The organism is Modicisalibacter sp., from assembly GCF_055145905.1.
Genome location: NZ_JBSREH010000045.1, coordinates 1 through 21,781 on the forward strand (window position 1 = coordinate 1; position 21,781 = coordinate 21,781).

Annotated in this window: 21 protein-coding genes; 17 read left to right on the forward strand and 4 right to left on the reverse strand. The window is 67.6% G+C overall.

Annotated features, from left to right (window positions below; translation table 11 throughout):
- Nucleotides 1–138: 138 nt before the first annotated feature.
- Together ACTCB7_RS13420 and ACTCB7_RS13425 are read right to left on the reverse strand one after the other, a co-directional pair.
- On the reverse strand, nt 139–564 hold the full coding sequence (locus tag ACTCB7_RS13420) for a universal stress protein (protein WP_463007044.1): 426 nt from the start codon (nt 562–564) through the stop codon (nt 139–141).
- Nucleotides 565–677: 113 nt separating this feature from the next.
- Nucleotides 678–1,625: an AEC family transporter gene (locus ACTCB7_RS13425; RefSeq protein WP_463007045.1), complete on the reverse strand. Its 948-nt coding sequence runs from the start codon at nt 1,623–1,625 to the stop codon at nt 678–680.
- A 263-nt stretch (nt 1,626–1,888) separates the two neighbouring features.
- Here ACTCB7_RS13425 and ACTCB7_RS13430 point away from each other — a divergent pair, with 263 nt between their 5' ends.
- Nucleotides 1,889–2,755 carry an alpha/beta fold hydrolase gene (locus ACTCB7_RS13430; protein ID WP_463007046.1) on the forward strand — a complete coding sequence of 289 codons (867 nt, stop codon included), beginning with the start codon at nt 1,889–1,891 and terminating at the stop codon, nt 2,753–2,755.
- Between the two features lie 20 nt (nt 2,756–2,775).
- Nucleotides 2,776–3,774 (forward strand): patatin-like phospholipase family protein, encoded by a 999-nt coding sequence (locus ACTCB7_RS13435; RefSeq protein ID WP_463007047.1) that lies wholly within the window; start codon nt 2,776–2,778, stop codon nt 3,772–3,774.
- A 48-nt stretch (nt 3,775–3,822) separates the two neighbouring features.
- On the opposite strand, the gene ACTCB7_RS13440 is transcribed toward ACTCB7_RS13435, so the two are convergent.
- Nucleotides 3,823–4,395 carry a Smr/MutS family protein gene (locus ACTCB7_RS13440; RefSeq protein ID WP_463007048.1) on the reverse strand — a complete coding sequence of 191 codons (573 nt, stop codon included), beginning with the start codon at nt 4,393–4,395 and terminating at the stop codon, nt 3,823–3,825.
- Between the two features lie 136 nt (nt 4,396–4,531).
- Between ACTCB7_RS13440 and prmB the strand changes: the two genes are divergently transcribed.
- The 5 genes from prmB to phaC all read left to right on the forward strand — a co-directional run bounded on the left by prmB (nt 4,532) and on the right by phaC (nt 9,665).
- Nucleotides 4,532–5,485 carry a 50S ribosomal protein L3 N(5)-glutamine methyltransferase gene (gene prmB / locus ACTCB7_RS13445; protein WP_463007049.1) on the forward strand — a complete coding sequence of 318 codons (954 nt, stop codon included), beginning with the start codon at nt 4,532–4,534 and terminating at the stop codon, nt 5,483–5,485.
- Nucleotides 5,486–5,505: 20 nt separating this feature from the next.
- On the forward strand, nt 5,506–6,591 hold the full coding sequence (gene aroC, locus ACTCB7_RS13450) for a chorismate synthase (RefSeq protein WP_463007050.1): 1,086 nt from the start codon (nt 5,506–5,508) through the stop codon (nt 6,589–6,591).
- A 133-nt stretch (nt 6,592–6,724) separates the two neighbouring features.
- The gene (locus ACTCB7_RS13455) at nt 6,725–7,084 is read left to right on the forward strand and encodes a hypothetical protein (protein ID WP_463007051.1); all 360 of its coding nucleotides are present in this window, start codon (nt 6,725–6,727) and stop codon (nt 7,082–7,084) included.
- A 118-nt stretch (nt 7,085–7,202) separates the two neighbouring features.
- Nucleotides 7,203–7,697 carry a phasin family protein gene (locus ACTCB7_RS13460; protein WP_463007052.1) on the forward strand — a complete coding sequence of 165 codons (495 nt, stop codon included), beginning with the start codon at nt 7,203–7,205 and terminating at the stop codon, nt 7,695–7,697.
- A gap of 129 nt (nt 7,698–7,826) precedes the next feature.
- Nucleotides 7,827–9,665, forward strand: a complete 1,839-nt coding sequence (gene phaC, locus ACTCB7_RS13465; RefSeq protein ID WP_463007053.1) for a class I poly(R)-hydroxyalkanoic acid synthase — start codon at nt 7,827–7,829, stop codon at nt 9,663–9,665.
- A 35-nt stretch (nt 9,666–9,700) separates the two neighbouring features.
- On the opposite strand, the gene ACTCB7_RS13470 is transcribed toward phaC, so the two are convergent.
- A complete protein-coding gene (locus ACTCB7_RS13470) occupies nt 9,701–10,594 on the reverse strand; it encodes a LysR family transcriptional regulator (RefSeq protein WP_463007054.1) in 894 nt (297 codons plus the stop codon).
- 174 nt (nt 10,595–10,768) lie between these two features.
- Between ACTCB7_RS13470 and leuC the strand changes: the two genes are divergently transcribed.
- From leuC to trpA, 10 genes are all read left to right on the forward strand, one after another.
- Nucleotides 10,769–12,208: a 3-isopropylmalate dehydratase large subunit gene (gene leuC, locus ACTCB7_RS13475; protein ID WP_463007055.1), complete on the forward strand. Its 1,440-nt coding sequence runs from the start codon at nt 10,769–10,771 to the stop codon at nt 12,206–12,208.
- 3 nt (nt 12,209–12,211) lie between these two features.
- Entirely contained in the window at nt 12,212–12,859 is a 648-nt protein-coding gene (gene leuD / locus ACTCB7_RS13480) for a 3-isopropylmalate dehydratase small subunit (protein ID WP_463007056.1), read from the forward strand.
- A gap of 288 nt (nt 12,860–13,147) precedes the next feature.
- Nucleotides 13,148–14,227 (forward strand): 3-isopropylmalate dehydrogenase, encoded by a 1,080-nt coding sequence (gene leuB, locus ACTCB7_RS13485; RefSeq protein ID WP_463007057.1) that lies wholly within the window; start codon nt 13,148–13,150, stop codon nt 14,225–14,227.
- A gap of 284 nt (nt 14,228–14,511) precedes the next feature.
- On the forward strand, nt 14,512–15,627 hold the full coding sequence (asd, locus tag ACTCB7_RS13490; RefSeq protein ID WP_224421447.1) for an aspartate-semialdehyde dehydrogenase: 1,116 nt from the start codon (nt 14,512–14,514) through the stop codon (nt 15,625–15,627).
- 204 nt (nt 15,628–15,831) lie between these two features.
- On the forward strand, nt 15,832–17,829 hold the full coding sequence (locus ACTCB7_RS13495; protein WP_463007058.1) for a type IV pilus assembly protein FimV: 1,998 nt from the start codon (nt 15,832–15,834) through the stop codon (nt 17,827–17,829).
- Nucleotides 17,735–18,001, forward strand: coding sequence for a hypothetical protein (locus tag ACTCB7_RS13500; RefSeq protein WP_463007059.1), 267 nt, complete (start codon nt 17,735–17,737; stop codon nt 17,999–18,001). The genes ACTCB7_RS13495 and ACTCB7_RS13500 overlap by 95 nt, the downstream gene beginning before the upstream one ends.
- Nucleotides 18,002–18,116: 115 nt before the next feature.
- The gene (truA, locus tag ACTCB7_RS13505) at nt 18,117–19,052 is read left to right on the forward strand and encodes a tRNA pseudouridine(38-40) synthase TruA (RefSeq protein ID WP_463007089.1); all 936 of its coding nucleotides are present in this window, start codon (nt 18,117–18,119) and stop codon (nt 19,050–19,052) included.
- A gap of 29 nt (nt 19,053–19,081) precedes the next feature.
- Nucleotides 19,082–19,705, forward strand: a complete 624-nt coding sequence (locus ACTCB7_RS13510; protein WP_463007060.1) for a phosphoribosylanthranilate isomerase — start codon at nt 19,082–19,084, stop codon at nt 19,703–19,705.
- 28 nt (nt 19,706–19,733) lie between these two features.
- The gene (trpB, locus tag ACTCB7_RS13515; RefSeq protein ID WP_463007061.1) at nt 19,734–20,948 is read left to right on the forward strand and encodes a tryptophan synthase subunit beta; all 1,215 of its coding nucleotides are present in this window, start codon (nt 19,734–19,736) and stop codon (nt 20,946–20,948) included.
- Nucleotides 20,949–20,958: 10 nt separating this feature from the next.
- Nucleotides 20,959–21,762 carry a tryptophan synthase subunit alpha gene (gene trpA / locus ACTCB7_RS13520; protein WP_463007062.1) on the forward strand — a complete coding sequence of 268 codons (804 nt, stop codon included), beginning with the start codon at nt 20,959–20,961 and terminating at the stop codon, nt 21,760–21,762.
- The last annotated feature ends 19 nt before the right edge of the window (nt 21,763–21,781 follow it).

The following is a 21,781-nucleotide window of genomic DNA, read 5'->3' on the forward strand; positions in this document are numbered from 1 at the left end:
GCTTCGCCTTGTCCCCGGCGCCCACCATTGCTGGAGTTTGGAGGAGATGAGCTCTAAGCGGTGCTAGCGCAACCCACGCAGGACCCCGACGGGACGGCCGAGGCCGTCCCGTCGCTGGTTCAGGGGGCGTCGCCCGCGTCAGTCCTGCCGGGGGCGCACCAGGAACACCGAGGCGCGGGTATGGGTGGCGACCTTGCCGCCGTGAGAGGGGATCACCACATCCAGATGCTTCGGCGGGTGCGTCGGCATGATCACCAGGTCGGCCCCGTATTCGTCGATCGCGTCGATCAGCCGGTCATCCAGGTCGGCGATGGGGTCCGGGCAGATGATGAGCCGGGTGGTGACCGGCTGGCCATGCACCTCGGCGCGCTTCTGGGCAAAGGCGTCGAGTTTCTGCTGATGCTCCTCGGGAGTGCGCGCCACGGCCCCCGGGGTGTTGGCGGCGACCGCCACGTAACAGACCTCCGCATCGTAGAACTTGGCCTGGTCGGCAACCACCTGCAGCGAGGGCTCGATCACGTCGAAATGGGCGAGATCCACTGGCACCAGGATCTTCTTGAACATGCCTGTGCTCCTTGCGGCTTGCGAGAGTATCCACGAATGACCCTCTCAGTGTGGCTGCTGGATGAGGAATCGGGCAATCGCCTTTTCAACGCAAGCCGGCGGCCGGGCCGCTCTCAGATCAGGCCGGCGGCCTTGAGCAGGAAGACCCCCGCGCTGATGGTGAACAATGACACGAAGGTGGTGATGACGATGACGTTGGCGGCGAGCTGGGCGTTGCCGTTCACCGCCTTGGCCATCACGAAGCTGGCGGCGGCGCCGGGGCTGCCCAGGAACAGGAACAGGATGCCCAGCTCGGCGTCACGAAAGCCCAGGGCCAGGGCACCGAGCACGCCGAGCAGGGGGATCCACACGATCTTCCAGAGGCTGGCGTCCAGCGCCAGGCGGCTGCTGCGCTTGACCGACGTGAACGACAGGGTGCCGCCGATGCAGACCAGGGCCAGGGGCAGGGACATGGCGCCGAAGTAGTCGCCGGAGGTCATCAGCCAGGAGGGCAGATCGATGCCGAAATAGGCGAAGGGGATGGCCAGCAGCACGCTCAGGATCAACGGGTTTCTGGCGATGTGCTTGAGTATCGAGCCGATCCCGGATTTCGCGCTGGCGCTGTAGTAGGCGAGAATCGCCGCCGCCAGCACGTTGTAGACGATGATGATGCCGCCGGCAAGGATACCGCCCAGCGACAGGCCATAGTCGCCGTACTGGCTGGCGGCGAGCGCCAGGCCGACGATGCCGCAGTTGCCGCGGAAGGCGCCCTGGGCGAACACGCCGCGATCGGCGAACGGGCAGCGCAGGATGGCCCAGCCCCAGGCCAGAAAGAAGCTGAACGCCGAGAACCCCAGAAAATAGAGGATCACGTCCGGCTTGAAGGCGACATCCAGGTCGGCGCGGACAATACTCAAAAAGATCAGCGTCGGCATGGTGGCCTTGAACACCAGCGTCGAGGCGGTGGAGACGAACTGGGCGTCGATCCAGCCGATGCGCTTGAACAGCACACCCAGGAAGACCATGGCGAAGACCGGCAGGGTGACATCGAGGGTGTGCAGGAAGACCCCGAGAAGATTCATCGAGTCGTCTCCTAGCGAACCAGCCAGAAGCCGACGATCAGCGCCGCCGCGACGGTGGCGATGAACAGGGTATTGCGTAGGCGGGTGGGGCGGGGGGCTCGGGGCACGAGGAGCTCCTGGGTGGGTTTGGAAACAGTGAGGCCGATGCTGGCATGGCCATGATAAACCCGATAGCCTGCTAAACCCAGCTGTTGCCCGTCACTGTGCCATCGAGCACCGTGCCGTGGCGCCGGCGATTTCATACAGTCGTTTGAGGAAGAGCCATGATCTGCGAGGAACTGAGTCTGGCCGACGGCCGGCTGGCGGCGTTGAGCTGGGGGCACGACGGTGCGCCCGTGTGGCTGGCCCTGCACGGCTGGCTGGACAATGCCGCCAGCTTCACGCGGCTCGCCCCGCGCCTGGCCGAAGCGCTGGATATCCGGCTCGTCGCCCTCGACTTCTCCGGGCACGGCCGCTCCCGCCATCACCCGGCGGGGAACGACTATGCCATCTGGGACTACCTGCACGATGTGCTCGATGCCATGGCCGATCTGTCGCTCGAGTCCGCCGTGCTGATCGGGCATTCCATGGGGGCCGGAGTCGCCGGGCTGATGGCGGCGGCCCTGCCCGAGAAGGTGACGCGACTGGTCCTGCTCGATGGCATTGGAACCCTGACCACGCCGGACGAGGCCACCGCCGACCAGCTGCGTCGCGGGCTGCTGGGGCATCGCAGGCCGCCCCGGGGCGTGCCCACCTACGCCGGGCTCGACGAGGCGGTGGCGGCGCGGGTCGCCGGTGGCGTGACCCCCATCGACGCGGCGACGGCGCAGCCGCTGGTCGCGCGCAATCTGGCGCCGCTGACCGAGGGCGGCTATCGGCTGCGCACCGATTCACGGCTGATGCGCCCCTCGCTGGTGCGCTTCAGTCCCGGGCAAGCGCTGGGGCTGCTGGCAAGCATCGAGGCGCCGGTGCTGCTGATCGAGGGCGATCGCGGCATACTGGCGGAGCGGGCCTTCGCGCGTCGGGCGCGGGAGGCCGTGACGAACCTGACACAGTGCGTGATGCCGGGCGGCCATCACCTGCACCTGGAGCCGGAGCGAGTCGATGCCGTCGCCGCGGCTATCATCGATTCGGTGGCAGCGTCGCCCTGAGCAGCTGGCAGGAGGCGGTCATGAGCAAGCGAGTTGCGCTGGTATTGGGCAGCGGGGGCGCCCGAGGCTATGCGCATATCGGCGTCATCGACGAGCTGGAGCGGCGTGGCTACGAGATCGTGGCCATCGCCGGGTGCTCGATGGGTGCGGTGATCGGTGGCGTCCATGCGGCCGGTCAGCTGGAAGGGTACCGGGAGTGGGTCACGCAGCTGGATTATTTCGACGTGCTGCGCCTGGTGGACGTGACCTGGAGTCCGATGGGCGCGATGCGGGCCAGCAAGGTCATGGCCCGCCTGGCCGGCCTGATCGGTGAGCAGCAGATCGAGAGCCTGCCGATTCCCTTCACCGCGGTGGCCACAGACCTGAAGCGCCAGCGCGAGGTCTGGTTCCAGACCGGCTCGCTGCTGCGGGCGATCCGTGCCTCCATGGCCGTGCCCGGCCTGATCACCCCCGTGCACCAGGGCGACCAGGTGCTGGTCGACGGCGGGCTGCTCAATCCGTTGCCGATCATTCCCACCGTGGCGGCGCATGCCGACCTGATCCTGGCGGTCAACGCCACGGCGCAGACCCACCAGCCTGTCACGCTCGAGGAGCTGCTGCCCGACGCCGAGGCGGCCGAGGAGCGTGAGCGCGAGGCGCGGCTGGAGGCCGAGGGTCGGGGTCTCGGCGAGTGGTTCAACGGCGTGCGCGATCGTGCCCAGAAGATGTTCGGCAATGGCAGTGACAACGGCAACGAAGCGGGCTGGAGAGAGGAGAAGGCGCCGCCGGGGCGCGACAGCGTGCGAGCCTGGGGCAAGCTCGATATCATGCTCACCTCCTTCGAGATCACCCAGGCGGCCCTGGCCAAGTACAAGGTGGCCGGCTACCCGCCGGACGTGCTGGTGGAGATTCCCAAGACGGTGTGCGGCGCCTACGAGTTTCATCGCGCCAATGCCCTGATCTGTCTGGGTCGGCATCTGGCCGCCCAGGCACTGGATCGCTACGAAAGCCTCGGTCGCGGGCGTGCCGAGGGCGGGTAAGTGATGGTCAGCGAGCCGGCCACCGGCAAGCCGGCCAACTGACGGCGGTCACTCGCCGCCGCGGCGACGCAGCAGGACATAGACCGCGCCGGTGCCGCCGTCGGCATCGGTGGCCGAGCAGAACGCCAGCACGCTCGGCCATTCGCGCAGCCAGGCGTTGACGTGGCTCTTGATCACCGGGTAGTCGGCCATCCCGGTCCAGGCCTTGCCGTGGACCACCAGCACGCAGCGCTGGCGCTGGTGACGGGCATCGTGGAGGAACTGCTCGAGCTGCTCGCGGGCCTCCTCGAGGGTGTAGCCGTGCAGGTCGAGCCCGGCCTCCCAGGCGATGCGGCCGCGCTTCAGGGCACTGTGGGTGCGATAGGGCAGGTCGGGCACGGCGAAGTCGAGCGGCGAGCTGGGACGAACCGGTTCCACGCGGCCGTCGCTGGTGCGGCTGGGGCCGGCATCGGTCGCGGCGGAGACGGCGGCATCGCGGCGCGCGGCCAGCCGTTTCGGGTCGTCACGGCGCGGCGTGCCGGGGTCGGCGCGATCGCTGAACAGGCGCTGGACGCCGGCGTCCTGCAGGGCCTGGCGGAACAGCGATACTTCGTCGTCTGGCGTGCCGCGTCGACGGCTCATGCGACCCTCTCTGTCCAGTCGGGGGAACGGTTGCTCGAACGGCGCCCCAGTATAGCGGCTGACGCGCGACTGTGAAGCGCGCCGGCGGCCGGTTACAATCGCCGTTCACTCTTGGCACCCCGACAGGTTCTATTCCGTGGATGTTTCCCCGCTTCCCGCCGCTTCCACCCTGACGCTGGACGACCAGCGCCTGGCCGACCAGCTGCTGACCCTGCGCGACTGCCTGCGCTGGGCGACCAGCGAGTTTCATGTCGGTCGGCTGCATTTCGGTCATGGCACGGCCAGCGCCTGGGACGAGGCGGTGGCGCTGGTGCTGGGCGCGCTGCACTTGCCCTGGGATGTCGATCCCGCGGTCCTCGATGCCCGCCTGCTGGACGTGGAGCGGGCGCGGATCGTGGCGCTGGTACGTTCGCGCATCGAGACGCGCACGCCCTTGCCCTACCTGCTGGGCGAGGCGTTCTTCGCCGGTTACCCCTTCACGGTGGACGAGCGCGTGCTGATCCCGCGTTCGCCGATCGCCGAACTGATCGAACACGACTTTGCGGCCTGGTTCCCCGAGCGGCCGCCGGCACGAGTCCTGGACCTGTGCACCGGATCGGGCTGCATCGGCATCGCTACCGCGCTGCACCTGCCGACCGCCGAGGTCGATCTGGCCGACATCAGCCCCGAGGCGCTGGCCGTGGCCAAGGCCAATATCACCCGCCACGACGTCGGCGCGCGCGTGCGTGCCGTGGCTTCGGACCTGTTCGAGGGCCTGGCCGGGCAGCGCTATGACCTGATCGTCGCCAACCCTCCGTACGTGGATGCCCGCGACCTGGCCACCATGCCCGCCGAGTTTCGCCATGAACCGACCCTGGCGCTGGGGGCCGGCGCGGATGGCCTGGATATCGTGCGCCGCCTGCTGCGCGAGGCGCGCGACTATCTCACCGACGAGGGTGTGCTGATCGTCGAGGTGGGCAACTCCGACTCCCATCTCGAGGCCGCCTATCCCGAGGTGCCGTTTCTGTGGCTGGAGTTCGAGCGTGGCGGGCATGGCGTGTTTGCGCTGACCGCCCGGGAACTCGACGACCACGCCGCCTGTTTCGTCTGATCGATAGCGAGGAACGCTGAATGTCCGGCAACACCTTCGGCAAGCTGTTTACCGTTACCACCTTCGGCGAGAGCCACGGCCCGGCGCTGGGCGCGATCGTCGACGGTTGCCCGCCGGGCCTGCCGCTCAGCGAGGCCGACCTGCAGCGCGATCTCGATCGCCGGCGGCCGGGCACGTCGCGCCACACCACCCAGCGTCGCGAGCCCGATCAGGTGCGTATTCTGTCCGGCGTCTTCGAGGGCGAGACCACCGGGACGGCGATCGGTCTGCTGATCGAGAACACCGACCAGCGCTCCAAGGACTACTCCGAGATCAAGGACCGCTTCCGGCCGGCCCACGCCGACTACACCTACCACCACAAGTACGGCCGGCGCGACTACCGGGGCGGCGGTCGCTCCAGCGCCCGCGAGACCGCGATGCGGGTGGCGGCCGGGGCCATCGCCAAGAAGTACCTGGCCAGCCAGGGCATCGTCGTGCGCGGCTACATGAGCCAGCTCGGCCCCCTCGCCATCGACTTCAAGAGCTGGGAGGCCGTCGACGACAATGCCTTCTTCTGCCCGGACCCGGAACGGGTGCCCGAACTCGAGGCCTTCATGGACCAGCTTCGGCGTGACCAGGATTCGGTGGGTGCGCGGATCAGCGTGGTCGCCGAAGGGGTGCCGGTGGGACTCGGCGAGCCGGTGTTCGACCGCCTCGACGCGGAACTGGCTCACGGCCTGATGAGCATCAATGCGGTCAAGGGGGTCGAGTTCGGCGACGGGTTTGCGGCGATCACCCAGCGTGGCAGCGAGCATCGTGACGAGATGACCCCCGAGGGCTTCTTGTCCAACCATGCCGGAGGCGTGCTGGGTGGCATCAGCTCGGGGCAGACGCTGATCGCCCATCTCGCCCTCAAGCCCACCTCGAGCATCACTGTGCCCGGCCGTTCGATCGACGTCGACGGCAATCCCGTCGAGGTGGTCACCAAGGGGCGTCACGACCCCTGCGTGGGGATCCGCGCCACGCCGATCGCCGAGGCGATGATGGCACTGACGCTGATGGACCACCTGCTGCGTCATCGGGCCCAGAATCTCGACGTCGAGGTCGTCACTCCCCGCCTGCGTTGAACGCCGGCCGGGTCCGGTCGAGCGACCGGGCCCGGCTCCCGCCCGACGTTCCTGCACACGCCTCCCGGTCACGCGCCATTCCCCGAAGCGAGCCTGCTACACTCAGGGCAACCCAAAGCGACCGAGTGCTGCCATGAAAATCCATGTCGAATTCGATCTGACCCCCGCCGAGTTTCGTCAGGCGCTGGGGTTGCCCGATGTCGATGCCTTTCAGCGCGAGATGCTCGCGCGCATTCAGGAACAGATGGAAGCCGGGGTCGAAGGCTACGATCCCTGGAGCCTGATGCAGCCCTTCTTCCAGCAGGGCGTGACCCAGGGGATGAGCCATTTCGGCAACTATCAGCAGATGATGCTCGACCTGCTGCGTCGCGCCGGCACGGCGCGTCCCGCGTCCGATGATTCGTCGGGTGGCGGCGAGAGCAGCGCGTCATCCCGGGAGACGGAGAGCCGTGCCCGGGCCACATCGCGACAGTCGCGCCGCAGCAAGGAGTAATCGAGGCGGTCGGTGCATCCAGGGCCGGCGCCCGGACTTTTTCACCGCTGCCTTTTTGCACTGCAGCAAAAGTGCGCTATTGTCATGTTCACGCCGTTTCCAAAGGGAGGAATGCGTGATGTCACAGGATCCGATGTTCGATGCCTTCACCGATCAGACACAGCGCCTGTTCGAGCCCATGCGCAAGCTCAACGGGCTGATGCTGAACAACCTGGAAAAGCTGACCCAGCACCAGCTCGAGTCCATGAAGCGCTATACCCAGATGGGCACCGAGCGCATGCGGGCGGCGGCGGACGTGCAGAACGCCGACGACATGCGTGATTTCGCCGCGCGTCAGGCCGAGCTGATGAATGAGCTGTCCCGGCAGATGATGGAGGACGCCCAGGCAATGACCGAGCTGAGTCTGGCCTTCCGTTCACAGCTCGAGTCCGCCTTCGGCGAGATGTCCGCGATGGCTACCGAATCGGCCGGCAAGGCCGCCGAGTCGGCCGGCAAGACTGCCGAGAAGGCGGCGCCCACTGCGGCGTCCGGCAGCAAGGACAAGGACAAGGAAAAGGACAGTGCCCAGCCGGCCCGATCCAGCAGCCAGGCGTCGCGTGGCAAGTCGAGCTGATCGCGTCTCGGGGTATCAGGTGTAGCGCCCGGCCCCAGCGGGGCGGGTAGAAGAAGACGGGCGATTCGGGGGCCGCTCAGCGTGGCGTCCGGGTCGTCAGCGTGGGGTGAGGGTGTCGAAGGAGGGGCTATGACCTCGGAGTTGCCCAACGATCTGGATGTGCCGGTCGACCCGGAACTGGCCGCACGGCTGGAGTCCATTGGACAGGATTATCACAGTCTGCTGCAGGAGATGCTGACCCGGATCTGGCCGAGCGATGCGGCGGCCGCCGTGTACAGCGACATGCAACGCAGCCTGCTGGAAGGGATCGAGGCGCTGGCGCAGCGCCCGGATGCCCTGCAGAACACCCAGCAGCAATGGTTCCAGGATCAACTCAGGCTCTGGCAGCAGGCCGTGGGCGACATGAGCGGCGAGCTGGGAGAGCCGGTGGTCCAGCCGGATGCCCGCGACCGTCGCTTTCGGGATGACGCCTGGCAGCGCGATCCCTACTATCGCCACCTCCTGCAGCAGTACCTGCTGTTCTCGCGCTATGTCGACCAGTTGCTGGACGCCGCCGACGGCCTGCCCGAGTCGCGCCGCCAGAACCTGGCCTTCTATGCGCGCCAGATCGTCAGTGCCCTGGCGCCGAGCAACTTCATCGCCACCAATCCCGAGGTGATGCGCCTGACCCAGGAAACCCGCGGTCAGAACCTGGCCGATGGGCTTTCCCGGCTGCGTGACGACCTGGCCAACTCGGCCGAGGGCATCAATGTGGCGATGACCGACCGGGAGGCGTTCGAGGTCGGTGGCAACATCGCCGTCACGCCCGGCGAGGTGGTCTACGAGAATGAGCTGATCCAGCTCATCCAGTACGCGCCGACCACCGAGCAGGTGTTCAAGACGCCGCTGCTGGTGATTCCGCCCTGGATCAACAAGTACTACATTCTCGACCTGCGCAGCGACAACTCGATGATGAAGTGGCTGGTGGATCAGGGCCATACGGTGTTTTTGATCTCCTGGCGCAACCCCGGCCCCGAACAGCGCGACCTGACCTGGGCCGACTACATGCAGTCGGGGCCGATCGCCGCCATGAGCGCGATCGAGCAGGCCTGCGGCGAGAAGTCGGTGAACCTGCTCAGCTACTGCGTGGGGGGCACGCTGGCCGCGACCACGGTGGCCTACCTGACCAGCACCCGGCGTGGCCGCAAGGTGCGCTCGGTGACCTACATGGCCACGCTGCAGGACTTCAGCGATCCCGGCGAGATCGGCGTTTTCATCAACGAGCCCGTGCTGGACGGCATCGAACGCCAGCTGGAGGCCGATGGCTACCTCGACGGCCGGGTGATGGCCTTCAGCTTCAACCTGCTGCGCGAAAATGACCTGTTCTGGTCCTTCTACGTCAACAACTACCTCAAGGGCGAGACACCGGCCGCCTTCGACCTGCTCTACTGGAACACCGACGGCACCAACCTGCCGGCGGCGACTCACGGCTGGTATCTGCGTCACATGTATCTGGACAATCGCCTGATCGAGCCCGGCGGCATTGAACTCGACGGAGTCCGGATCGATCTGCGCAAGATCGCCACGCCCAGCTATTTCGTGTCGGCGCGCGACGACCATATCGCCAAGTGGACCTCCACCTACTACGGCACCCGCTACCCCAAGGGGCCGGTGACCTTCGTCCTCGGCGGTTCCGGCCATATTGCCGGCATCGTCAACCCGCCGAGTCGCAACAAGTACGGTTACTGGACCAACGATTCCCTGCCGGACACGCCGGAAGAGTGGTTCGCGGGAGCCGAGGCGCAGGAAGGGTCCTGGTGGCCTCACTGGCAGGCCTGGATGACCGACAACAAGTTCGCGGACCCCGAGCGCATGGTGGCGGCCCGTCAGCCCGGCGAGGGTGAGCTCGCGCCCATCGAGCCGGCGCCCGGGCGCTACGTGAAGCAGAGCATCCCCGAGGTGCTGGCCGAGCAGGGCGTCGGCGACTGACGCCGAGGCTTGCGAGCACGCGACGCCCGCCCCCGTCATTGACGTCGGCGGGCGTCGTGCGTTCGGGCCTCGTCGAGCATGGCGATCATCGAGCCCGCCGCGTTGGACAGGGTCCGGCTCTTGTGGAACAGGTAGCCCAGCGGCCGTTCGATGGGACGGTGCGGAATCGGCAGCACGTGCAGGTCGTCGTCGATCATCGAGGCCGGCAGCACGCTCCAGCCCAGGCCGATGGCGACCATCATCTTCAGCGTTTCCAGATAGTTGGTCGACAGCGCCACGCGGACCTGCAGCCCCTCGCGGGCGAAGGTCTCGACGACGATGCCGCGGGTGAAAGTCAGCGGGCCCGGCAGCACGGCATCATGATCGGTGAGGGCGGTCAGCGGCAGCGAGGTGCGCTCGGCCAGAGGGTGATCCTTGCCGCAGACGAAGTGGAGCGTGTCGATCCACACCGGCACCACGGTCAGCCGCGGGTCGGGCGAGGGGGCCAGGGTCACCACGGCCAGCTCCAGCTCGCCGTCCAGCACGCCCTGGTAGGCCTGTTCCGAGTCCAGAAAGCGCAGGTCCAGGCGTACGTCCGGGTGGGCCCGGGTATAGGTCTTGAGTAGCGGCGGCAGGCGATGCAGCCCGATATGGTGACTGGTGGCCAGCGTCAGGCTGCCGCCGATATCGCCGGACAGATTGGCCAGCGCCCGGCGGCTGTCGTCCACCATCACCAGAATCTCGCGGGCCCGGGGCAGCAACAGCCGACCGGCTTCTGTCAGGGTGACGCGCCGGCCGATGCGATCGAACAGCCGCGAGCCGACCTGATCCTCGAGGGCGGCGATGCGCTTGCTGACCGCCGGTTGGGTGAGAAACAGGGATTCGGCCGCCAGCGAGAAGGATTCCCGGTCGGCGACGGCGACGAAGGCCTGCAGGCTTTGCGTATCCATGACGACTCTCTTTTTCCTATTCCGCTATGGAATGCAAAGAATAAATAACATGAATTGCTTTCATGCGGGCAACTTCTTAGTCTGTGAGCACAGACAAGGCATGCCGACATGCCGCCGACGCCGGCCCGGCCGGCCCCGTGATGCAAGGCTCATCGAGCACGCTGGAGGAGATCCATGGCAGGTCAGACCCTTTACGACAAATTGTGGTCGCAGCATCTGGTCAAACAGCGCGACGACGGCAGCGCGCTGATCTACATCGACCGTCACCTGCTGCACGAGGTGACCTCGCCGCAGGCTTTCGAGGGGCTGCGTCTGGCCGGTCGCAAGCCGTGGCGCCTCGACGCCAACCTGGCTACCCCGGACCACAACGTGCCGACCACCGTGCTCGAGCGCTCCGAGGGCAACGCCGGCATCAAGGACCCGGTGTCGCTGATCCAGGTCCAGACCCTCGACGACAACTGCGAGAGCTTCGGCATCGAGGAGTTCCGCATCAATGACGCCCGCCAGGGCATCGTCCACGTGGTCGGCCCCGAGCAGGGTGCCACGCTGCCCGGCATGACCGTGGTCTGCGGCGACTCGCACACCGCCACCCATGGCGCCTTCGCGGCGCTCGCCCACGGCATCGGCACCTCCGAGGTCGAGCACGTGCTGGCCACCCAGTGCCTGATCGCCCAGAAGATGAAGAACTTGCGCGTGCGCGTCGAGGGCGAACTGGGCGAGGGCGTCACTGCCAAGGATATCGTGCTGGCGGTGATCGGCCTCATCGGCACCGCCGGCGGCACCGGCTATGCCATCGAGTTCGCCGGCAGCGCGATCCGCGGCCTGTCGATGGAAGGGCGCATGACCCTGTGCAACATGGCCATCGAGGCCGGGGCCCGCGTCGGCCTGGTGGGCGTCGACGACACCACCATCGAGTACCTGCGCGAGCGCCCCTTCGCCCCCGCCGCCGACATCTGGGATGCCGCCGTGGCCGACTGGCGCGAACTGGTCTCCGACGCGGATGCCGTGTTCGACAAGGAGGTGGTGCTCGACGCCGCGGAGATCGCCCCGCAGGTGACCTGGGGCACCAGCCCCGAGATGGTGGCGCCGGTGACCGGTGAAGTGCCCGACCCCGCCGCGGAGGGCGATGAAACCGTGCGCGGCGGCATTTCCCGGGCGCTGGAGTACATGGGCCTCGCGCCGCGTCAGAAGATCACCGACATCCGTCTCGACAAGGTGTTCATCGGCTCGTGCACCAACTCGCGCATCGAGGACCTGCGCGAGGCGGCCCGGGTGGCACGCGGCGGCAAGGTGGCCGACTCGGTCAAGCTGGCGATGGTGGTGCCGGGCTCGGGGCTGGTCAAGCGCCAGGCCGAGGCCGAGGGGCTCGACAAGGTCTTCATCGAGGCCGGCTTCGAATGGCGCGAGCCGGGCTGCTCGATGTGCCTGGCGATGAATGCCGACAAGCTGGAACCGGGCGAGCACTGTGCCTCGACCTCGAACCGCAACTTCGAGGGGCGCCAGGGCTACGGCGGTCGCACGCACCTGGTCAGCCCGGCGATGGCCGCCGCCGCCGCCCTGGCCGGGCACTTCGTCGATGTTCGTGAATTCAACCGTCAGCCCGAGGAGGCCTGAGCCATGCACGCACTGAAACAGCACCAGGGCCTGGTGGCGCCGCTCGACCGGGCCAACGTCGACACCGACCTGATCATCCCCAAGCAGTTCCTGAAGTCGATCAAGCGCACCGGCTTCGGCCCCAACCTGTTCGACGAGCTGCGCTATCTCGACGAGGGCTACCCGGGGCAGGACGCCAGCCAGCGTCCGCTCAATCCCGATTTCGTCCTCAACCAGCCGCGCTATCAGGGCGCCAGCGTGCTGCTGGCCCGGCGCAACTTCGGCTGCGGCAGCTCCCGCGAGCATGCCCCCTGGGCGCTCGAGGACTTCGGCTTCCGGGTGGTCATCGCGCCCAGCTTCGCCGACATCTTCTACAACAACGCGTTCAAGAACGGCATCCTGCTGATCACCCTCGACGAGGCCACCGTCGAGCGGCTGTTCCAGGAGGTCGAGGCTACCGAGGGCTACCGGCTCGACGTCGACCTCGAGGCGCAGACCGTGACCACGCCGAGCGGCGAGGTGCTGTCCTTCGAGATCGACGCCTTCCGCAAGCACTGCCTGCTCAACGGTCTCGATGATATCGGGCTGACCCTGCAGCATGAGGACGCGATCCGCGAATTCGAGCAAACGCATCGGCAGAAGCGCCCTTGGCTGTTCCGCCAGGCTGGGTGATTCGGCTTGCGGACAACCGTAAGACGCAAGGGGGCGTCGATGACAAGGTGAAGCGAGGGTCTTTTGCCAAGGATGGCAAAAGTAGCGCCCAAGGACGGGTTCATAGCGCCCTCGCGAAACCTTGCCATCGAGAAAGCCCACTTCAATTGCCGAGTCTGTAGCAGTGTTGACTAAATAACCACAACGCTGGACGCCAACAGGGACGCCGCCTTCGTGCGGCCGCGCAGGGACAGCGCCCCATTCGCGACACTTCGGCCCGCCAGGGCCGACGCCACTCAGGAAACACGCATGAGCCGCAAGATTCTCGTTCTGCCGGGCGACGGTATCGGCCCGGAAATCACCGCCGAGGCGGTCAAGGTCCTCGAAGCCTGCCGTGAGCAGGGCCTCGATGTCGCCCTCGAGGAGGGCCTGGTCGGCGGCGCCGGCTATGATGCCCACGGCGAACCGCTGCCGGCCGAGACGCTGGACAAGGCGAAGGCCGCCGACGCCATCCTGCTGGGCGCCGTGGGCGGTCCCAAGTGGGACAAGCTCGAGGACATCAGCAAGCGTCCCGAGAAGGGCTTGCTGGGCCTGCGCAAGGAGCTCAACCTGTTCGGCAACCTGCGCCCGGCGCTGCTCTATCCGCAGCTCGCCGAGGCCTCGAGCCTCAAGCCGGAGGTGGTCTCGGGGCTCGATATCATGATCGTCCGCGAGCTGACGGGGGGCATCTACTTCGGTCAGCCGCGGGGCATCGAGGAGCGTGACGGCCAGCGCGTCGGCTACAACACCTACGTCTATTCGGAAGCCGAGATCGAGCGCATCGGTCGCGTGGCCTTCGAGATGGCCCGGAAGCGCGGCAAGAAGCTGTGCTCGGTCGACAAGGCCAACGTGCTCGAGGTCACCATGCTCTGGCGCGAGGTGATCGAGCGTCTGGCCGCGGAGTACCCGGACGTCGAGCTCTCGCACATGTACGTCGACAACGCCGCCATGCAGCTGGTGCGCGCACCCAAGCAGTTCGACGTCATCGTCACCGGCAACATGTTCGGCGATATCCTCTCCGACGCGGCGGCGATGCTGACCGGCTCGATCGGCATGCTGCCGTCGGCCTCGCTCAACGAGCAGGGGCAGGGCATGTACGAGCCGTGCCACGGCAGTGCGCCGGACATCGCCGGCCAGGGCAAGGCCAACCCGCTGGCCACCATCCTTTCGGTGGCCATGCTGCTGCGCTACTCGCTCGGCGAGCCGGCGCTGGCCGAGCGCATCGAGCGTGCCGTGGGCAAGGTGCTCGACGACGGCCTGCGCACCGCCGATATTGCCTATGAAGGCACGCGTCAGGTCAGTACCGTCGAAATGGGCGATGCCGTGGTCGCCGCCTTCCGGCAGGTCTGATGGCGGCAGCGAGCAGGGCAATCGCCGTTGGCTCTGACGAGGGCGCCGGGGGCAGGTTGAAGAGGGGGGGCCTACGCCATGGAGGGCGTAGGTAGCGCCTATGGAGGGGTTTACAGCGCCCTCTCGCAAATCTGCCGACGGATCAGCTCGAGTCATGTTGCAGCTATCTGCAATAGCCCTTCGGCAGCGAGTCGATCGCAAGCATAGCGAAAGATTATCTGTTACCATGCCTTTCACTTATCCCGGTTCACGGGGCAACCCCAGAACGTCAGGAGGACAGTTTCATGTTGAAAGTCGGTTTTGTCGGATGGCGGGGCATGGTCGGTTCCGTGCTCATGCATCGCATGCGCGAGGCCAATGATTTCGCCGGTATCGAGCCGATCTTCTTCACCACCTCCCAGGTCGGCCAGCCCGGCCCGGACGTGGGTGTCGAGGTGCCGCCGCTCAAGGACGCCTTCGACATCGAGGCGCTCAAGGCCCTCGACGTCGTCGTCACCTGCCAGGGCGGCGACTACACCGAGAAGGTCTACCAGCCGCTGCGCGAGTCCGGCTGGAAGGGCTACTGGCTGGACGCCGCCAGCACCCTGCGCATGAGCGACGACGCGACCATCGTGCTCGACCCGGTCAACCGCCACGTGATCGACGCCCAGCTGGCCCGGGGTACCAGGACCTTCGTCGGCGGCAACTGCACGGTCAGCCTGATGCTGATGGGCCTGGGCGGCCTGTTCGAGGCCGACCTGATCGAGTGGATGACCTCGATGACCTACCAGGCGGCCTCGGGCTCCGGCGCCAAGCACATGCGCGAGCTGCTCAACCAGATGGGCTCGCTGCGCGATGCCGTGGCCACCGAGCTTGCCGACCCGGCCAGCGCGATCCTCGACATCGATCGCAAGGTCTCCGCGGCGATGCGCGGTGACGGCTTCCCGATCGACAACTTCGGGGCGCCGCTTGCCGGCGGGCTGCTGCCGTGGATCGACAAGCCGATGGAGAACGGCCAGAGCAAGGAAGAGTGGAAGGGGGGCGTCGAGACCAACAAGATCCTGGGTCACGGCGACAACCCGATTCCCATCGATGGGCTCTGCGTACGCATCGGCGCCATGCGCTCGCACAGCCAGGCCTTCACCATCAAGCTCAAGAAGGACGTGCCGATCGACGAGATCGAGGATCGCATCGCCCGGCACAACGACTGGGTCAAGGTGATTCCCAACGACAAGGAAGCCACCCTGCGCGAGCTCACGCCCGCTGCGGTGACCGGCACCATGAACGTGCCGGTGGGGCGCCTGCGCAAGCTGGCGATGGGCGGTGAGTACCTGACCGCCTTCTCGGTGGGCGACCAGCTGTTGTGGGGGGCTGCCGAGCCGCTCAAGCGCATGCTGGCGATCCTGCGCGAATCGCGGTGAAGCTGCCCGTTGCATCGGGCCGATGAACGCATCGAACGCCTCCTTCGGGAGGCGTTTGCGTTTCCGGAGAAGAAAATCGGCCGGTTTCCTGCGTTGTCGAGGCGTTTGCCGCGGCCGCGACATGATAATGATAAAGTGGCACAACGCTGATTCTCGATAATGACGTCGCTTCATGCCGAAAGCGGCGCACCAGGCGTGGGGAACATGATGAGACGTGTATTTTCCTGGGGGGCGCTGGCCGGTCTGGCGGTGGTCAGCCCCGTGACCCTGGCGCTGGGCCTCGGGGCGCCGCAGGTGGCGTCCACGCTTGATGCGCCGCTTCAGGCGCGCCTGCCGTTGACCGGCCTGGGGGGTATCGATCCATCGCTGATCCGGGTCCACATCGCCGATCAGGCCGCCTTTGCCGAGGCCGGGATCCCGCGTACGACACTGGTCGAGAGCATTGCCACGACGATTGCCCGCAAAGCCGGGAGGCCGGCGGTGGTGCTGTCGACACAGCAGCCTGTCCGGGAGCCCTATCTTGATTTTCTGGTGACCCTGGTGTGGCCGGGTGGGCAGCAGCAGCGCGAGGTGACCCTGCTGCTGGACCCGCCGGGCTACGCGAGCATGCCGGCACTGCAGCCGTCGCCGAATGCGACGACGGCCACCGCAAATGCCGAGCCTGCTGCGTCCCGTGCAGCGCCGGCCGAGTCCGCCACGCCGCCTTCGCGGCTGACCGTGGCCCCCGGCGATACCCTGTGGCAACTGGCCGGCCGGGTGCGACCGGACGGGGCGAGCATGGAGCAGACCCTGCTCGCGCTTCAGCAGGCCAATCCCGAGGCCTTCGTTGATGGCAACATCAATGCGCTGCGGGTCGGCGCAACGCTGGACGTGCCCTCGGCCCGCGTCATCCTCGGGCGTGCGCCGGAAGCCGCCGACCGCCGCGTGCGCGAACAGAATCGCCAGTGGCAGGGAAGCAGGGAGGCGATGGCCACGACCACCGGCCAGGCCGGTGCAGCGGACGGCAATTCCCGGGGGGAGACGCCGGGCGAGGCGCGTCGCCTCCAGGTACTCAGCGACCGGGAGCTGGGCGCGACGCCTCCGGAGCCGGTGCTTTCCACGACCAGTGTCGATACAGCACGGCGGCTGGCTCGAGAGGCGCGACTGGGCACGCTCGAATCGCGCCTGCGCACGACGCAACAGCAGCTCGCCGACGCCCGGGCCCAGCGCCGCGAACTCGCCGACCAGCTGGCGGCATTGGGCAACCAGTTGTCCGCCCTGCGTGAACAGCTGGACTCACGGGCCGCGGCACCGGAGAGTCGGGCCGTGGCAAAGCCTGTCTCGACACCCGAAGCGCTGCCGGCATCCCGAAAGTCCGAGGCGCCGTCGGCATCGCCGGGCTGGTTGAGCCGCCTGCGTGACGTCGCGCCGTGGCTGGGCGGTGGAGCCGTCCTGCTGCTGCTCGCCGCCCTGGCGGTTCTGCGGCGTCGTGCACGTCGGGACGCCCGTGACGAGTCCTGGTCGATGCCCTTTCCTGCACAACGTTCAGCAGCGGCGTTCGCGCCGGTTGACGATGGCTCGTCGACGGAAGACGTGGCCGACGCCCCGGTGTCGGACGACACGCAAAGCGAGACACTGCGCGCCGAAGTCATCAATGAGGCCGATATCTACATGGCCTACGGCCGCTATGACGAAGCCCGGGAGTCCCTGCAGGACATGCTGTCTCGCGCCCCCGAGCGCCATGACTTGCGCCTGAAACTGCTGGCCGCACTGGTAGCGTTGGGGGATCGCCCGGCGGCGACCCGGGAGGCACAGCGGCTGCAGCGTGACGGCGATGAAACCCAGCGCCGGGAAGCCCGGGCGCTGCTGGCCCGTGTCGCCCCGGGGGACGGTGCTGCCTTCTCTGACGCCGACCCCGAGGAACGCGAGCCGGAGACGGCCACCGGGCCGGAAGCTGAAGAGTGGCTGGCCGATGCCGTCTCGGCGGCGTCGACTTCTGCCGAGCCCGAGCCCGAGCCCGAGCCCGAGCCCGAGCCCGAGCCCGAGCCCGAGCCCGAGCCCGAGCCCGAGCCCGAGCCCGAGCCCGAACGAAAGCCGTGTGAGCGGCGAGAGGCAGGGCGACGAGTTGGTGATCGATTACGAACCGCCACGCCTCGATCCGGAGGCGGTAACGGATCGGGAGCCACACCTGGAGCTGCCGGTCGTCGATTTCTCGCCGGATGAGACGGATGCGACCGAGGGGAAAGCGGACGCGACCGAGGCCGCCGACGCGGAAGACGCGGGCTGGGTGCTCGAGGAGGTGGCGTTCGATCCGCTCGATCTGGATAATGACCGCTCCATGGCCCCCGCGCCGGCGAGCGGCTCCCGCTTGCGGCATCGGCACGATGAAGCCTGATTCGGTCTGACGCGAGCAAGGCAGCCGGCGACGGGGGCAGTGAGCGAACACCATGGCCCGCGAGCGAGCCCCGATGGGCGGGCTCCGGGTCGATGAATCACGAGCCGTGGTGGACATGCCCCTTTTCGAGTTCCTCGACGAAAAACACCCGCTGACCGGCCGTCTCGCCATGGCGGTCGAATATGACGGGACCGGCTACTGCGGCTGGCAGCGTCTCAAGCACGCCCCATCGGTGCAGGAGGCGCTGGAAACCGCGCTGGGCCGGGTGGCCAGCGCCCCGGTGCGGGTACTGTGCAGCGGTCGCACCGACTCCGGGGTGCATGCCACCCGGCAAATCGTGCACTTCGATTCGCCGGTACCCCGCAGCGAGAAGGCCTGGGTATTCGGTGCCAACGCCAATCTGCCGCGTGATATCGCGGTGCGCTGGGTCAAGCCGGTGCCCGATGACTTCCACGCGCGCTTTCTGGCCCTGGCGCGGCGCTACCGCTACCTGATTCTCAACCAGCCCAGCCGCCCGGTGCTCGAGCGCGCCAACGCCACCTGGTGCCGCGAGCCGCTGGACGCGCCCCGCATGCACGCCGCCGCCCAGACGCTGGTCGGCGAGCATGACTTCTCCAGCTTTCGCGCGGCGGGGTGTCAGTCGAAATCGCCGACCCGCCATGTGCATTTCATCGAGGTCAACCGCTACGGGCCGCTGATCGCCATCGACATTCAGGCCAATGCTTTCCTGCACCACATGATCCGCAACATCGCCGGGGCGCTGGTGTCGGTGGGGCGCGGTGACCGGGGCGAGGGCTATCTCGCCGAGTTGCTGGCCATGCGCGACCGGGCACGCGGCGATGTCACCGCGCCGGGCTGCGGACTGCATTTCGTCGATTCCGTCTACGATGAGCGCTTCGATCTGCCCCGGGAGCCGCTGGGTCCCAACCTGCTGGCCTTTCTCGGCGAGTGGACCGGCGAACGCCCCTTGCCGGACACGCCGATGGTCCGCTACCGCCGCGGCGAGGCCGGAGCCCGGCATCCGGCGGCGGTCGCCAACGGCGCCGGCTGACGCCGCTTACCCCAGCAAGGAGAGTCGACATGCCGCGAACCCGTATCAAGATCTGTGGTCTCACCCGCGAAGAGGACGTCGATGTCGCGGTCGACGCCGGCGCCGATGCCCTGGGCTTCGTGCTCTGGCCGGGCAGCTCGCGGGCCGTCGATATCGATCGCCTGGCCCATCTCGCGGCCCGGGTGCCGGCCTTCGTGACCCGAGTGGGGCTGTTTGTCGACCAGGACCCGGCGTTCGTCGAACGCTGCGCTCCCTGGCTGGATCTGATCCAGTATCACGGCGACGAGACGCCAGAGCAGTGCCGCCGCTCGCCGCGCGACTGGATCAAGGCGTTGCGCATGCGCGACGATATCGACCTGCCGGCCGCCGCTGCGGCCTATCGCGAGGCTCGGGCGCTGCTGCTCGACGCCTACAAGCCGGGCGTGCCGGGCGGGACCGGCGAGGTCTTCGACTGGTCGCGGATCCCCGCAAGCCTGGCAAAACCTGTTATCCTCGCCGGAGGCCTCGGCCCGCACAATGTCGGCGAGGCGATACGCACGGTGCGCCCCTTTGCCGTCGACGTCTCGGGTGGCGTCGAGCGCGAGCGGGGCGCCAAGGATCCCGCCAAGCTTCGTGCGTTCATTCACCAAGTGACCCTGTCTCAAGACTCTTGAGCCCAAGCGACCCTGTGAGGTGTCTTTCGTGACCAAGTTCAGCGACCTGACCCGACTGCCCGATGCCCGCGGCCACTTCGGCCCGTACGGCGGCCGGTTCGTATCGGAGACCCTGAGCTTCGCGCTGGAAGAGCTGGAGAAGGCCTACCAGAGCCTTCGCGACGACCCGGACTTCCAGGCGGAATTCGACCGTGACCTGGCGACCTACGTGGGCCGCCCGTCTCCGCTGTATCACGCTGAACGATGGTCCCGTCAGCTCGGTGGCGCGCAGATCTGGCTCAAGCGCGAGGATCTCAACCACACCGGCGCGCACAAGGTGAACAACACCATTGGTCAGGCGTTGCTGGCCAAGAAGAGCGGCAAGCCGCGGGTGATCGCCGAAACCGGCGCCGGCCAGCACGGCGTGGCCACCGCCACCGTCGCCGCGCGCCTGGGCCTGCAGTGCGACGTCTACATGGGCGCCGAGGATGTCGAGCGCCAGAAGCTCAACGTCTACCGCATGCGCCTGCTCGGCGCCAACGTGATCCCCGTGGAGTCCGGCTCGCGGACCCTCAAGGACGCCATGAACGAGGCGCTGCGCGACTGGGTCACCAACGTCGACGACACCTTCTACATCATCGGCACCGTGGCCGGGCCGCATCCCTACCCGATGCTGGTGCGTGACTTCAACGCCGTGGTCGGCCGCGAGGCGCGCGAGCAGTCTCTGGTGCAGATCGGGCGGTTGCCCGATGCCCTGGTGGCCTGTGTCGGCGGCGGCTCCAACGCCATGGGGCTGTTCTACCCGTTCGTCGAGGACGAGGACGTGGTCATGTACGGCGTCGAGGCCGGTGGCGACGGGGTCGAGACCGGCCGCCACGCCGCACCGCTCACCGCCAATGCGCCGCGTGGGGTGCTGCACGGCAATCGCACCTATCTGATGTCCGACGAGGGCGGCCAGGTGACCGACACGCACTCCATCTCGGCCGGGCTCGACTACCCGGGAGTGGGCCCCGAGCACGCCCTGTGGAAGGACGTCGGGCGCGTCCAGTACGTGGCCGCCAACGACGACAAGGTGCTCGAGGCATTCCGCGAGCTGACCCGGATGGAGGGCATCATGCCCGCCCTGGAGTCGGCGCACGCCCTGGCGCATGCCAAGGTGCTGGCGCCCACGATGCGTCCCGACCAGCACATTGTCGTCAATCTCTCCGGGCGCGGCGACAAGGATATCCTGACCGTCGCCAAGATCGACGGCGTCGAATTCTGAGAGGGTTAGCATGAACCGTATCGACCAACGTTTTGCGGCCCTCAAGGAGCAGGGCCGTACCGCATTGATTCCCTACATCACCGCCGGCGATCCGGCGCCTGCGCACACCGCCGGGCTGATGCACGCCCTGGTCGAGTCCGGGGCCGACATCATCGAGCTGGGCGTGCCGTTCTCGGACCCGATGGCCGACGGCCCGGTGATCCAGAAGGCCTGCGAGCGGGCGCTGCGTCACCATACGCGCCTGACCGATGTCTTCGAGATGGTGCGCGAGTTCCGGCGTGGCGACGCCGAGACGCCGGTGGTGCTGATGGGCTATCTCAATCCTGTCGAGCGTTTCGGTTATGAACGCTTTGCCGAGCAGGCCGCCGCCGCCGGAGTCGACGGGGTGCTGGCGGTGGACATGCCGCCCGAGGAGGCCGACGAGCTGGCGCCGCTGTTCAAGGCGCACGGCCTTCAGGCGATCTTCCTGGTCGCCCCTACCACCTCGCGTGCGCGTGCCGCTACAATATGCGACCACGGTGAAGGGTACCTGTACTACGTGTCCCTGAAAGGGGTCACCGGATCCGCCTCGCTGGATGTCGATGCCGTCAGCGAACAGCTCGACGGCCTGCGCGAGCTGACCGAACTGCCGCTGTGCGTGGGCTTCGGCATCCGTGACGGTGCCTCGGCCGCCGCGGTGGGCCGCATTGCCGACGGCGTGATCGTCGGCAGCGCACTGGTGTCGCGTATCGCCGAGCATGCCGAGCAGCCCGAGCAGATCCCCGATGCGCTGAAGCGCGTGCTTGGCGAGATGCGCCAGGCGCTGGACGCGTGAACGCAGACCCTTCGTAACC